Genomic DNA, 13,109 nt, shown 5'->3' on the forward strand with positions numbered 1-13,109 from the left:
TTAGACGCGGGGCGGGCGGCCTTTGTAGACGGGCAGGTTCCACCCGAAATAGAGCGATCCGGCACGCAAAACCCATGTCACGCAGGCCCCAGCAAACAGGGCGATGGCATCGTCATTTAGAAAAATGCGCAGGACGACGGCCGTGGCCGCCCCTGCAAAGGCGGCTGTGACGTATAGTTCGCCCTGTTTCAGAACCAGCGGCACCTCGTCCACCACCACGTCGCGCATCAAGCCGCCCATGCAGCCGGTGATCATGCCCATCAGGACCACGATGACTGGGGACTGATCTAGGGAAAACGCGACACCTGCACCAGCGGCCACAGCCACGGCCAGTGCAAAACTATCCAGCCAAATCAATGTGCGGTAACGGCTTTCAAGCCGATGCGCGGTAAAGAAAACCACAAAGGCCGCCGCAGCGGCGACGCCCAGATAAGCAGGGTTCGCGATCCAGAAGATCGGGTTGCGGTCCAATAGCAGGTCGCGCACCGTACCGCCGCCCAAGGCCGTCAGGCATGCGATAAACCCAAAGCCCACCAGATCAAGCTGGGCCCGGCTGGCAACCAAGGCACCTGTGATCGCAAAGACCAAGACGGACGCGTAATCAAGAAGGTCGGTCAAGATCATTTGCCTTTGAACGGGGCCATGCCCGCCCTTGCCAATTCATCCGCGCGTTCATTTTCGGGATGGCCCGCGTGGCCCTTGACCCATTCCCACGTAACCTTGTGGCTTGCGTTGGCTGCATCCAGACGTTGCCACAGCTCGGCGTTCTTTACGGGCTTTTTCGCGGCGTTCTTCCAGCCGTTTTTCTTCCAGCCGTGGATCCAGCCAGTGATGCCATTTTTGACATAGTTGCTGTCGGTCACGATGGTAATTTCAGTCGCGCGGGCCAGTGCTTCAAGCGCGCTGATCGCGGCCATCAGCTCCATCCGGTTGTTGGTGGTGGCCGCTTCGCCGCCCTTCAACTCGCGTTCTTTGATAATCTTGCCGTTGTCGGTTGCGCGCATCAAAACGCCCCAGCCGCCGGGGCCGGGATTACCTGAACAGGCCCCATCGGTATATGCAGTCAGTTTCGCCATGCGCGCAGGCATACCCAGTCTGCGAGGGTGCCGTCCAGCCCCTTATCGCGTCCTGTTGCATGCTCTTTGACGGTCAGGCCCGCATCAGCCAAAAGACCGGTCAATTCGTCGTGGGTGAAGTAGGTATAAAGCCGGCCCAGCGTATCGCGACGTTCGCCTGTGCCGGTCTTTACCCCGATGTGAAATACCCCGTTCGGGCGCAGGGCGGCGGCGATGTTTTTCAGATGGCGCGGCATGTCGCGGCGCGGCGCGTGCAAAAGGCTGAAGTTGGCCCAAACCCCATCATAGAGATCGGTGCCGGTCAGATCATCAAAGCTGGCTTGTTTCGCCGTGACCCCGTGTTTCTGTGCGGCGAGGGCCACCATTTCGGGCACAGGGTCTATCGCGGTAACCTTAAGGCCCGCGCGGGCCATATGCTCGGCTGCGATGCCCGGACCGCAGCCCAGATCCAGAACGGTGCCGCCTGGTTTTACCGCGCGGATGAACGCGTGCAGTTGTGGATCACCAGTGATGCTCTGATTGAACTCAGCGTATTCCTGCGCTTTGTCTGCGTAGACGCCTAGCGTTTCTGGATCGCTCATAAAAACACGCCTGTCGCGAGGCAGATCAATACAATGGCGGTTAATAAGACACGCAACTTCATCCACCATTCAGGGGCCAGCCCCCACCGCCAAAACGCGAAATCTAGCGCCAGCAATCCGGCAAAGCCGAACATCAGGTTCATGCCAGCCCCGACCGGGCCGCCGCCCGTCATGAAAAACGCCCAAAGGGCTGGGATGACTGCAAGGGTGTACCCCGTCGCGGCCTGTGGGCCATCGGCCTTGGTGGCAAAGCCCCACAAGACGCCGGACATGAATGACAAAATCACTGCGCCATAGAAAAGCTGGATATAGGGACCAACAAAACGGCCCCCCAGATTGGCGGCAGCCCAGGTGGCTAGGGGTTCATTGACCACCGTCAACGCGCCCCAGATGAACGGGATCAGACCGGCAAGGCCAAGAATAAGCGGGGCGCGGGGAATAGTTGTCATGCGGGCACCCGCAAGACGCGCGGAACCTTGAATTCAACGTTTTCGATGGCGGTTTCGACCAGTTCTTCGGTGACGTCGTAGCGGGATTTAAAGGCGTCGATGACTTCGTTGATCAGCACCTCGGGGGCGGATGCGCCTGCCGTGATCCCGATGCTTTTGATCCCGTCTAGCGCGCGCCAATCGATGTCGTCAGCGCGCTGAACAAGCTGGGCATAAGAACAGCCCGCGCGCGATCCGACCTCGACCAGCCTTTTGGAGTTGCTGGAGTTCGGGGCACCGACGACCAGCATGGCGTCGCATTTAGGGGCCATGGCCTTGACCGCTTCTTGGCGGTTGGTCGTGGCATAGCAGATGTCTTCCTTGTGGGGGCCAACAATGGCCGGGAACCGCGCGTTCAGGGCCGCGACGATGTCTGCGGTGTCATCGATGCTCAGGGTTGTTTGCGTAACATAGGCCAACTTTTGCGGGTCCCGCACGGTCACGGTTGCCACGTCTTGCGGGGTTTCGACCAGCAGCACTTCGCCGTCGGGCAGTTGCCCCATGGTGCCGACGGTTTCGGGGTGCCCTTCGTGACCGATCATAATCATCTGAAGCCCTGCATCTGCGTGGCGCTGCGCTTCGATGTGGACCTTGCTGACCAAAGGGCAGGTGGCATCAACATAGACCATATTGCGGGCCTGCGCAGCATTAGGGACCGATTTTGGGACACCGTGGGCGGAAAAAATCACCGGGCGGTCATCGGGGCATTCCGAGAGTTCCTCGACAAAAACGGCACCCTTTTCACGCAACCCGTCGACGACGAATTTATTATGTACAATCTCGTGGCGAACATAGACAGGTGCCCCCCATTTTTCGAGCGCCATTTCAACGATCTTGATGGCGCGGTCCACCCCTGCACAAAACCCACGGGGGGCCGCAAGATAAAGGGTCAGGGGTGATTTTGACATGTCCGGCTCCTTGGGCTTGGTGATTAGATAAGTGCTGCAGGCACAATCGTCCAGACGGGAGCGGCGGCCGCGCAAGCATATCGTCCGTGGGAAGCCGCGTCCTATGGAACCTTGGTAAGGTGCCGTTTCATATTTTGAGCTTCTTTCGCCTTTGCCAGCACTCGAAAACCAATTCAGAGCCTATGCCCGTAGCGTTTGCCGCATAATTGTAACGGGCTTTTTGCGCGCAATCAGTCTTCGCTGGTTTCGCGCGGGGGGCGGCCAATGACGTCGCGCAGATCTTCCAACTCGATAAAGTTGTCCACCTGGCGGCGTAGATCATCCGAGATCATCGGCGGTTGGCTGCGAATGGTGCTGACAACGGACACACGCACGCCTTGGCGCTGCAGGCTTTCGACCAGAGGCCGAAAATCACCATCGCCCGAGAAGATCACGATGTGGTCGAGACGCGGTGCCAGTTCCATCGCATCGACTGCCAGTTCGATGTCCATGTTACCTTTGACTTTGCGCCGGCCCATGCTGTCGGTGTACTCCTTGGCGGGCTTTGTCACCATCGTGAAGCCGTTATAGTTCAGCCAATCAACCAAGGGACGGATCGGCGAATATTCTTCGTTCTCAAGCAGTGCAGTATAATAGAACGCGCGCAACAGTTTTCCGCGTCTCATAAACTCGGTACGCAACAACTTGTAGTCAATATCGAAACCAAGGCTTTTGGCAGCGGCGTAAAGATTCGAACCATCTATGAATAGAGCTAAGCGTTCGTCTTTATAAAACATATGATGTCCTTGTAGTAATAGGCTGCTAGGGAGGTTGGTTGCGAGAATGATATCACAGATTACGATTTTTTTGCGTGAAATCAATCATGTCCTTTGGGAACCCATAGCCATTTGTGACGAGGCGGCAAGTGATAAACAACTGTAGATATGTAAGTACCGTGCGAGATATCGCAAAAGTGTCTTGGGTTGCGCTTGGCGGTAATCAATCATCAATAGCGGGTGGCCCGGCCGAGACCGTTGCCTATGCAATCGATCTCTTGAAAGCGCAGGGATATAATTTACACGCCAAGAGCCGGCTTTTTGCCAATCCTGCGTTTCCGCTGGGATCGGGTCCGGATTACGTGAATGCTGTGGTCGGGTTCCAGACCGATTGCGCGCCTCATGAGACCCTCGAGGTGTTACACGAAATCGAGGCAAAGCTGGGCCGGGAACGGCATGTGCGGTGGGGATCACGATCTGTTGATCTTGATCTTATCGCGGTGGGGGACGCGGTTTTCCCCGATGTGCAGAGACAGAATCACTGGCGTAATTTGCCCTTGGACGATCAGATGATCCAAACGCCTGATGAATTGATCCTGCCGCACCCACGGATGCAAGATCGGGCGTTTGTATTGGTGCCTATGGCCGAAATCGCCCCGAATTGGCTGCATCCGATACTGGAAAAGACCGTTTTGCAGATGTTGAATGACCTGCCGCAACAAGATAAAGACGACGTCAGACCGATTGAATAAGCCCTTGTAAATCTCGCAAAGGGCTTCTAAATAGTCGGCTTCTTGCAGCATTTCTTATTGGAGCATCCCTATGGCCCGCGTCACTGTTGAAGATTGTGTGGACAAAGTTCCAAACCGGTTCGAGCTTGTTATGCTTGCCGCGCACCGTGCCCGTGAAATTGCAGCAGGTTCCCCTGTTACAGTTGATCGTGACAATGATAAAAACCCTGTCGTTTCCCTGCGCGAAATCGCTGACGAAACACAGTCTGCTGACGATCTGCGCGAGCGCCTGATCGAAAGCAATCAGAACCAGATCGAAGTTGACGAACCAGAAGAGGACGCAATGGCGTTGCTGATGGGGGCTGAACAGGACAAGCCGGAAGAAGACAGCATGTCCGAAGAAATGTTGCTGCGGCAATTGATGGCAGCACAAGGGCAGGGCTAAGACCCGCGCCCTTCGGGGCTATGAGGCAGTACAGGCATGAACACCGCCGAAATTACGGCTGACGATCTTGTCGCGCTTGTTCGCGCCTATAACCCTAAGTCCAACGAAGAACACATCCGCCTCGCCTATGACTACGGTGAGAAGATGCACGAGGGGCAGTTTCGCCATTCAGGCGAGCCCTATTTTACGCATCCGGTTTCTGTCGCCGCTATTCTGACCGAGCAGCAGCTGGACGACGCCACGATCATCACCGCGCTGCTGCACGACACGATTGAAGACACCAAGGCGTCTTACGCCGAGGTCGAGAAACGGTTTGGCCAAGACGTGGCCGAACTGGTTGATGGCGTTACAAAGCTGACCAATCTTCAGCTGAATTCGACCGAAACCAAACAAGCCGAGAATTTCCGCAAACTGTTTATGGCGATGTCCAAGGACCTTCGGGTGATCTTGGTCAAGCTCGCGGACCGCTTGCATAATATGCGCACGATTAAATCGATGCGCCCCGACAAGCAGGTTCAAAAGGCCCGCGAAACCATGGATATTTATGCGCCACTTGCCGGGCGCATGGGGATGCAGTGGATGCGTGAAGAGCTGGAGGATCTGGCCTTTCGCGTGCTGAACCCCGAGGGGCGGCAATCAATCATCCGGCGTTTTATCACGTTGCAACGCGAAACGGGCGATGTGATTCAGCGGATTACCGGCGACATGCGCCAAGAGCTTGAAAAAGCCGGGATCGAGGCCGAGGTCTTTGGCCGTGCGAAAAAGCCGTATTCGATCTGGCGCAAGATGCAGGAAAAGGATCAGTCGTTTTCGCGGCTGTCCGACATCTATGGTTTCCGGGTAATCACCACCACTGACGACGCCTGCTATCGCGCGCTTGGGGTTATCCATCGCCGTTGGCGGGCTGTGCCGGGCCGGTTCAAGGATTACATCAGCCAACCTAAAACCAACGGCTATCGGTCGATTCACACAACTGTTTCGGGCCGTGATGGTAAACGGGTCGAGGTTCAGATCAGAACCCGCCAGATGCATGATGTCGCCGAAACCGGCGTGGCCGCGCATTGGTCGTATCGCGACGGTGTCCGGTCGCGGAACCCCTTTGCCGTTGATCCGGTGAAATGGGTCGCGCAACTGACTGAACAGCTGGATTCCGAGGAAGATCACGAAGATTTCCTCGAGGCGGTCAAGCTTGAGATGTATGCAGATCAGGTGTTCTGCTTTACGCCCAAGGGCGAAGTGGTCAAGCTGCCCCGTGGTGCAACTCCGATTGATTTTGCCTATGCGATCCATACGCGGATCGGGTCGGCCTGCGTGGGGGCCAAGATCGACGGGATGCGGGTGCCGCTGTGGACCCGTGTCAAAAACGGCCAGTCGATCGAGATTATTACGGCACAAGGCCAAACGCCGCAGGTCACGTGGTTGGATATCGCAACTACAGGCAAGGCCAAGACCGCGATCCGCCGGTCCCTGCGCGAGGTGGATCGTGCGCGGTTTGTGAGCCTTGGGCGCGAATTGGCGCGTTCCGCCTTTGAACAGATCGGCAAACGTGCGACCGAAAAAGTGCTGCGCACGGCGGCGCGGAACCTGAGATTGGACAGCCCCGAAGACTTGCTTGCGCGGCTTGGCTCTGCCGATCTGACGGGCGGCGAAATCGTACAATCCGTCTATCCGCATCTGCAACCAAAGCCGGGCGAACAGGTGGACCAAAAACGCGCCGTTGTCGGTTTGCAGCCAGGGCAGTCCTATGACCGTGCCCCGTGTTGTCAGCCGCTGCCGGGTGAACGCATTGTTGGCATCACCTATCGCGGCAAGGGTGTCACGATCCACTCGATTGATTGTGAACGGCTGTCTGCTTACGAGGATCAACCAGAACGCTGGCTGGATTTGCGCTGGCATGACGGCCCGCATCCTGCCGCCTATGGCGCGACGCTGGATCTGACGATTGGCAACGGTGCCGGTGTCTTGGGGCGGATTTGCACGTTGATCGGTCAATCGGGTGCCAATATTTCAAATCTGGAATTTTTGGACCGCAAACCTGACTTTTACCGGTTGCTGATCTACGTAGAGCTGCGAGACATAGCGCATCTGCATTCTTTGATGCCGACCCTAGAGGCAGAAAGCGAAGTGGCTGAGATCAGCCGACATAGAAACATGAAGGCTTTGAAAGCGAACGACAAAGAAGCCTGAGCACGCGAAGTTTGCCAAATCCAAGGACGAAGAGTTGATTTTTAAACGTCGCGACCCGAAACCTGCATTGCGCGCCATGGCCGAGTTCATGTGGCCGCGTGGTGGTTGGACGCGTGCGTTTCATTACGTCAAACACCGGATGCGTCGCTTGCCGGACACCCCCGAACGCATTGCGCGGGGCATTTGGGCGGGTGTTTTCACGACGTTTACGCCGTTCTACGGGATGCACTTTATCGTGGCTGCGTTGGTATCTCGGCTGATGCGGGGCAATATGTTGGCCGCTTTGATGGGCACGTTTTTTGGCAACCCGCTGACCTATGTGCCGATTGGGCTGTCATCGCTGTCGATGGGGCATTGGATATTGGGCTCTCCGATGCAGCGGGGGGAGCATCGGTCTTTCGGCGGTAAATTCGTCGACGCGGGCTATGACCTGTTTGCCAATTTCATTGCAATCTTTACCGACCGCACCGCGGATTGGTCTGGGCTGACCGTTTTTTGGCATCAGGTGTTTTACCCCTATCTGATCGGGGGCATTTTGCCCGGTATCATCTGTGCGACCATCGCGTATTATCTGTCGGTGCCACTGCTGCGGGCCTATCAGAAACGCCGAAAAGGTGTGATCAAAGCGAAATTCGAGGCGCTCAAGAAAAAGGCCGCAGCCAAGGCCGAAGCGAAACGTATTATGGAGCAGACGGCTCAGAAGGGGAGTGATCATGGCAGTGCAGGGTAAGCTGAGACTTGGGGTCAATATTGACCATGTCGCCACGGTAAGAAATGCGCGGGGCGGCGCGTATCCCGATCCGTTGCGTGCCGCGCGCGCAGCACAGGACGCCGGTGCGGACGGCATTACCGCGCATCTGCGCGAAGACCGTCGCCACATCACCGATGCCGACATCGAAGGGCTGCAAGAGGTGCTGACCGTGCCGCTGAATTTCGAGATGGCAGCCACGGATGAAATGCAGGCCATCGCCTTGCGTCACAAGCCCCATGCGGTCTGCATCGTGCCCGAAAAGCGCGAGGAACGGACAACCGAGGGCGGCCTTGAGGTTGCCCGCGAAGAGAACAAACTGGCCCATTTCATCGCCCCCTTGCGGGACGCTGGCTGCCGGGTGAGCATCTTTATCGCAGCCGATCAACGCCAGATCGAAGCGGCTAACCGCATCGGTGCTGAAGTGATCGAATTGCACACCGGTGCCTATTGCGATGCCTTTGCCGAAGGGCATTGGGAAGTCGCGCAAAAGGAACTGCAAAAGCTGGAGGAAATGGCCAAGTTCGGGCATGATCTTGGGCTGGAAATCCATGCGGGGCATGGTTTGACCTATGACACCGTGTCCCCCGTGGCAGCGTTCCCCGAGGTCCAAGAACTGAACATCGGCCACTTCCTGATCGGCGAGGCGATCTTTCTCGGGCTTGGTCCGGCCATTGAAGAAATGCGCCGCCTGATGGACGATGCACGGGCAGAGTAAGGCGGTAATATGATCCTTGGCATCGGGACTGATCTTGCAAATATCGAACGTATTCAGGGAACGCTTGACCGTTTTGGCGACCGGTTTCGCAACCGTGTTTTTACGGATACCGAACAACGCAAGGCAGAGCGTCGCCGCGATGTTGCAGGCACCTATGCAAAACGTTGGGCGGCCAAGGAAGCATGTTCAAAGGCGCTTGGGACGGGCCTGCGGATGGGGATTGCGTGGAAAGACATGGCCGTCACCAACCTGCGCAGTGGGCAGCCGGTGATGCACGTGACCGGTTGGGCGGCCGAGCGATTGTCGAAAATGACACCCGCAGGGCACGAGGCGATTATCCACGTCACATTGACCGATGATCACCCTTGGGCGCAGGCTTTCGTGGTGATTGAGGCGCGCCCAATCACGTAATTCCCGCCGTTACCTTGATATCTCTCGCTATGGATGTGCTGGCGCGTCGCGCATCGCTTGACTTGGGGCAGTCCTGCCCGCATGTAACCACAAACAGATCATCAGGAGCGCCAGCATGGCTGCGAAGGAAAAAACAGGCAACGCGATTGTCGAAACTATCAAAACAATCGTCTATGCGTTGTTGATTGCAGGTGTATTTCGCACCCTGTTTTTCCAACCGTTTTGGATTCCGTCCGGGTCGATGAAAGAGACATTGCTGATCGGTGATTTTCTGTTCGTGAACAAGATGGCATATGGCTACTCCTACGCGTCCTGCCCCAGCATTATTGCCCCGCGGTTCGGGATCGAAATGGATGCGAAAGACATCTGCGGTGTGTTTGATGGCGACAACAGCCGGCTGTTCGCATCCGAGCCAGAACGCGGCGACGTGGTTGTGTTTCGTCACCCAGTTTCGGGCCGCGACTATATCAAACGTTTGATCGGCCTGCCCGGTGACAAGGTTCAAATTTCGCGTGGCGTGATTAGCATCAACGGCACTGCCGTTAAGCTGCGCGACGATGGGGTTTTTGAAGAAACGATGGAGCGTCAAGGCCCGCAAGGCATGCGGCCGCGTTGTGAAAACGGGGCCATTGGTCAAGGCGGCGTTTGCAAAAAATCCCGTCAGATCGAGACGCTGCCAAACGGTGTCGAGCACGCTATTTTGAACATTGGCAATCAGGCATCTGACAACACCGGTATATATACTGTCCCCGATGGTCATTATTTCTTTATGGGTGACAACCGCGACAACTCGGCCGATAGCCGTTTGGCGCAGCAGGCTGGCGGCGTAGGCTTTGTCCCGTTTGAAAACCTGATTGGCCGCGCGGACCGGATTATGTTCAGCTCGGGCGGGCGGTCCATGTTGTTCTTCTGGACATGGCGCAGCGACCGTTTTTTCAAAGCGATCAAGTGAAGTTAAGCGCGGATCTAAAGGCCTTTGAGGGCCGCATCGGGTATAAGTTTGCCAAACCCGAACTGCTTAATCGTGCCGTCACACATGCGTCGATGTCTTCGGCCAACCGCGACGATAATCAACGGCTGGAATTTCTGGGCGACCGGGTGTTGGGTCTGGTCATGGCCGAAGCCTTGCTGGCGCTGGACCCGGGTGCCACCGAAGGCCAGTTGGCCCCTCGGTTCAATGCGCTGGTGCGCAAAGAAACCTGTGCCGATGTCGCGCGTGAAATCGATATGGGCGCAGTTCTTAAATTGGGGCGGTCCGAAATGCTGTCTGGTGGTCGCCGCAAGCAAGCCTTGCTGGGCGACGCAATCGAGGCAATAATCGCAGCGATCTACTTGGATGGTGGGCTGGAGCCCGCAAAGGATTTCATTCTGCGTCAGTGGGGCGATCGCGTCAAAACGGTAAAACAAGATGCGCGCGACGCCAAAACAGCGTTGCAGGAATGGGCGCAGGCCCGAGGATATCCACCCCCATCCTATGTACAGACCGACCGGCAAGGACCGGACCATGCGCCGGTGTTCACGATATCTGCGCGGATTGAAAATGGGGAGCAGGCTGTTGCGACAGCGCCCTCGAAACGTCAGGCCGAACAGGCCGCCGCCAAAACGCTTTTGGCACAGTTGGAGAAAAACTCATGACCACGCGTGCTGGCTTTATCGCCCTGATCGGTGAGCCCAATGCGGGCAAATCCACGCTACTGAACCGGATGGTTGGCGCGAAAGTGTCGATCGTCACCCACAAAGTTCAAACCACCCGCGCGCGCATTCGCGGCGTTGCGATGGAAGGGGACAGCCAGTTGGTGTTTGTTGACACGCCCGGCCTGTTCCAGCCCCGTCGCCGTTTGGACCGCGCCATGGTTGCTGCCGCTTGGGGCGGCGCTGCGGATGCCGATATCGTTGTGCTGCTGATCGAGGCAAACCGTGGTCTGACCGAAGGTGTCGAGCGGATTTTGGAAGGGCTGGAAGGTATTGATAAGGGGCGTAAGGTGGCCTTGGCGATCAACAAGATCGACCGCGTTGACGCCCCTGTTCTGCTGGGCCTCAGCAAAGAGATGAACGAGCGGTTTCCTTTTGCGGAAACATTTATGATTTCTGCGGAACGTGGGCACGGCATTGATGCACTGCGCCAATGGCTGGCGGGCGAATTGCCTGAGGGGCCATGGCTGTACCCCGAAGACCAGATTGCCGATCTGCCGATGCGTATGATCGCGGCTGAAATGACCCGTGAAAAGCTGACATTGCGGTTGCATCAGGAATTGCCCTACCAGATGACGGTCGAGACCGAGAATTGGGAAGAACGCAAAGATGGCAGCGCCCGGATCGACCAGCTGATCTATGTCGTGCGCGATGGCCATAAGGGCATCGTTTTGGGCAGCAAAGGCGAGACGATCAAATCGGTCAGCAAAGCCGCCCGCGAAGAACTGGAAGAGTTTCTGGGCCGCAAGGTGCATCTGTTTTTGCAGGTTAAGGTCCGACCGAATTGGCTGGATGATGCAGAGCGTTACACTGAAATGGGGCTGGAGTTTAAGGACGGCAATGTTTGATTGCTGGTCTAAACGACCCTGCGGGGCGGATTTTTTTCCATTTGGAATTGGGGTTGGCGCATGGCGCGGCTGACAGCGCGTTTCTGGGTCGACGCCTATTTGGCGCGGCTACGTGTCTTTGATATTCCTGCGTTTGTTGTGGCGCATGGCGATGACACTGGCGGGATCGTTCTGGTCAAGCTATCGACCCTTGATGGGAATGCGGCGCTGTTTCACAAGAGCTTTGATCTGGTGAGCGGTGAGCGCGCGTGGGTCGAGATGACTAGCGGGACCGACGCCGATGTAGATGCGTCTATCGCCAAGCAACGCGGCTTTGATCCTGATCTTTGGGTGATTGAGGTTGAGGATCGTCAGGGCCGGCATTTATTGTTTGAGGAAGGGTTGAGCTGATGGAGTGGCGCGATCAGGGTATATTGCTGAGCGCGCGGCGACATGGGGAAACCTCGGCGATTATTGAGGTGTTCACCCCCTCGCAGGGGCGGCATGCTGGCATTGTTCGAGGCGGGACAAGTCGTAAGATCGCGCCGATCCTGCAGCCCGGTGCGCAGATCGACGTGGCGTGGCGCGCGCGGCTTGAGGATCATATCGGCGCTTTTACGGTCGAGCCGGTGCGCAGCCGCGCGGTGACGGCGATGCAGGACCGGCTCAGCCTTGCAGGCCTGAACACGGTCACTGCTTTGTTGTCGTTCTCGCTGCCGGAGCGTGAGCCACATGCCCCATTGTATCACCGCACACAAACATTGTTGGATTTGCTGGATCAGGGTGATCTATGGCCGCTCGCGTATCTGCAATGGGAGCTTAGCCTCCTGGAAGAGCTTGGCTATGGTTTGGATTTAAGCGCCTGCGCCGTGACGGGCGCATCCGAGGGGCTGGTGTTCGTGTCACCCAAGTCTGGCCGGGCCGTGACCCGTGAGGGCGCTGGCGAGTGGGCTGACAAAATGTTGCCTTTGCCGCCGGTATTGCGGGGGGAAGGTGATGCGGCGAATGACGAGATCGCTGCAGGCCTTAAAACGACGGGCTATTTTCTGGAGCACCGTCTGGCCCGCGATCTAGGAGGGAAGCCGCTTCCAGAGGCACGCGCACGTTTTATCGACGCGTTCAGTCGACAGCGTTGAAGACCATCATTAGCCCGTCGGTATTGGACACGATCATCGTGTCGCCGAGGACTTCGGATATCGACGCGGTAGACAGTGCATCAAAGAACGCCATCTCTTGGGCCAAGGCCGGGCAGGCCATTTTGGTTGAAACGACTTGCGTCACGTTGAACCAAGGATAAGGGACATCCAAGGTCGCAGAGAAGCGGTTGCAGGGGCTGTTACCTGCGAGTTTGTGCTTTGCCGGGAAGGTGAGGGTCGCCGTGTTTGCGAACGCCGCGCCGTTCAATTCGACCAACTGCCATGTCTTGTCGGCCCCGCCATAGCTGCGCAGGGTTTCGTCGGCATCGCACCCCGCAAGAAGGGCGAGGGGCAGCGCGAGCGCGGCGGGGTGAAGCATGTTTAGCCCTCGTTTGGGTATCTGCCC

At 57.2% G+C, this 13,109-nt stretch carries 18 protein-coding genes; 11 read left to right on the forward strand and 7 right to left on the reverse strand.

What is annotated here, in order from left to right; genetic code table 11:
- The 6 genes from BM347_RS16355 to BM347_RS16380 all read right to left on the reverse strand — a co-directional run bounded on the left by BM347_RS16355 (nt 1) and on the right by BM347_RS16380 (nt 3,829).
- On the reverse strand, nt 1-624 hold the full coding sequence (locus BM347_RS16355; RefSeq protein ID WP_093917578.1) for a trimeric intracellular cation channel family protein: 624 nt from the start codon (nt 622-624) through the stop codon (nt 1-3).
- The gene (rnhA, locus tag BM347_RS16360) at nt 621-1,076 is read right to left on the reverse strand and encodes a ribonuclease HI (protein ID WP_093917579.1); all 456 of its coding nucleotides are present in this window, start codon (nt 1,074-1,076) and stop codon (nt 621-623) included. Before rnhA ends, BM347_RS16355 begins: the two co-directional genes overlap by 4 nt.
- Nucleotides 1,064-1,657 (reverse strand): class I SAM-dependent methyltransferase, encoded by a 594-nt coding sequence (locus BM347_RS16365; protein WP_093917580.1) that lies wholly within the window; start codon nt 1,655-1,657, stop codon nt 1,064-1,066. Before BM347_RS16365 ends, rnhA begins: the two co-directional genes overlap by 13 nt.
- Nucleotides 1,654-2,106, reverse strand: coding sequence for a DUF3429 domain-containing protein (locus BM347_RS16370; protein ID WP_093917581.1), 453 nt, complete (start codon nt 2,104-2,106; stop codon nt 1,654-1,656). The genes BM347_RS16365 and BM347_RS16370 overlap by 4 nt, the downstream gene beginning before the upstream one ends.
- Nucleotides 2,103-3,053, reverse strand: a complete 951-nt coding sequence (ispH, locus tag BM347_RS16375; protein ID WP_093917582.1) for a 4-hydroxy-3-methylbut-2-enyl diphosphate reductase — start codon at nt 3,051-3,053, stop codon at nt 2,103-2,105. Before ispH ends, BM347_RS16370 begins: the two co-directional genes overlap by 4 nt.
- 230 nt (nt 3,054-3,283) lie before the next feature.
- The gene (locus tag BM347_RS16380; protein ID WP_093917583.1) at nt 3,284-3,829 is read right to left on the reverse strand and encodes a LabA-like NYN domain-containing protein; all 546 of its coding nucleotides are present in this window, start codon (nt 3,827-3,829) and stop codon (nt 3,284-3,286) included.
- 158 nt (nt 3,830-3,987) lie between these two features.
- Between BM347_RS16380 and folK the strand changes: the two genes are divergently transcribed.
- The 11 genes from folK (at nt 3,988) to recO (ending at nt 12,703) form a co-directional block, all read left to right on the forward strand.
- Nucleotides 3,988-4,560 carry a 2-amino-4-hydroxy-6-hydroxymethyldihydropteridine diphosphokinase gene (gene folK, locus BM347_RS16385; protein ID WP_245764301.1) on the forward strand — a complete coding sequence of 191 codons (573 nt, stop codon included), beginning with the start codon at nt 3,988-3,990 and terminating at the stop codon, nt 4,558-4,560.
- Nucleotides 4,561-4,630: 70 nt separating this feature from the next.
- Nucleotides 4,631-4,984: a DNA-directed RNA polymerase subunit omega gene (gene rpoZ / locus BM347_RS16390; protein ID WP_093731733.1), complete on the forward strand. Its 354-nt coding sequence runs from the start codon at nt 4,631-4,633 to the stop codon at nt 4,982-4,984.
- Nucleotides 4,985-5,020: 36 nt separating this feature from the next.
- Nucleotides 5,021-7,171: a RelA/SpoT family protein gene (locus BM347_RS16395; RefSeq protein WP_093917585.1), complete on the forward strand. Its 2,151-nt coding sequence runs from the start codon at nt 5,021-5,023 to the stop codon at nt 7,169-7,171.
- Between the two features lie 34 nt (nt 7,172-7,205).
- Complete coding sequence (locus BM347_RS16400; RefSeq protein WP_093917586.1) at nt 7,206-7,901, forward strand: DUF2062 domain-containing protein; 696 nt, start codon at nt 7,206-7,208, stop codon at nt 7,899-7,901.
- Nucleotides 7,885-8,637: a pyridoxine 5'-phosphate synthase gene (locus BM347_RS16405; protein WP_093917587.1), complete on the forward strand. Its 753-nt coding sequence runs from the start codon at nt 7,885-7,887 to the stop codon at nt 8,635-8,637. Before BM347_RS16400 ends, BM347_RS16405 begins: the two co-directional genes overlap by 17 nt.
- Nucleotides 8,638-8,646: 9 nt before the next feature.
- A complete protein-coding gene (gene acpS / locus BM347_RS16410) occupies nt 8,647-9,048 on the forward strand; it encodes a holo-ACP synthase (RefSeq protein ID WP_093917588.1) in 402 nt (133 codons plus the stop codon).
- A gap of 115 nt (nt 9,049-9,163) precedes the next feature.
- Nucleotides 9,164-10,000, forward strand: a complete 837-nt coding sequence (gene lepB, locus BM347_RS16415) for a signal peptidase I (protein WP_093917589.1) — start codon at nt 9,164-9,166, stop codon at nt 9,998-10,000.
- Nucleotides 9,997-10,683, forward strand: a complete 687-nt coding sequence (gene rnc / locus BM347_RS16420) for a ribonuclease III (protein WP_093917590.1) — start codon at nt 9,997-9,999, stop codon at nt 10,681-10,683. Before lepB ends, rnc begins: the two co-directional genes overlap by 4 nt.
- Nucleotides 10,680-11,588: a GTPase Era gene (gene era, locus BM347_RS16425; protein WP_093917591.1), complete on the forward strand. Its 909-nt coding sequence runs from the start codon at nt 10,680-10,682 to the stop codon at nt 11,586-11,588. Before rnc ends, era begins: the two co-directional genes overlap by 4 nt.
- Before the next feature lie 60 nt (nt 11,589-11,648).
- The gene (locus tag BM347_RS16430; RefSeq protein ID WP_093917592.1) at nt 11,649-11,978 is read left to right on the forward strand and encodes a DUF1491 family protein; all 330 of its coding nucleotides are present in this window, start codon (nt 11,649-11,651) and stop codon (nt 11,976-11,978) included.
- Nucleotides 11,978-12,703, forward strand: coding sequence for a DNA repair protein RecO (recO, locus tag BM347_RS16435; RefSeq protein ID WP_093917593.1), 726 nt, complete (start codon nt 11,978-11,980; stop codon nt 12,701-12,703). Before BM347_RS16430 ends, recO begins: the two co-directional genes overlap by 1 nt.
- On the opposite strand, the gene BM347_RS16440 is transcribed toward recO, so the two are convergent.
- Nucleotides 12,687-13,082 (reverse strand): META domain-containing protein, encoded by a 396-nt coding sequence (locus BM347_RS16440; RefSeq protein ID WP_093917594.1) that lies wholly within the window; start codon nt 13,080-13,082, stop codon nt 12,687-12,689. The two genes, recO and BM347_RS16440, sit on opposite strands and share 17 nt — an antisense overlap.
- Nucleotides 13,083-13,109 lie beyond the last annotated feature (27 nt).

It is taken from the genome of Sulfitobacter marinus (assembly GCF_900116285.1).
In the GTDB taxonomy this organism is placed as follows: Bacteria; Pseudomonadota; Alphaproteobacteria; order Rhodobacterales; family Rhodobacteraceae; genus Sulfitobacter; species Sulfitobacter marinus.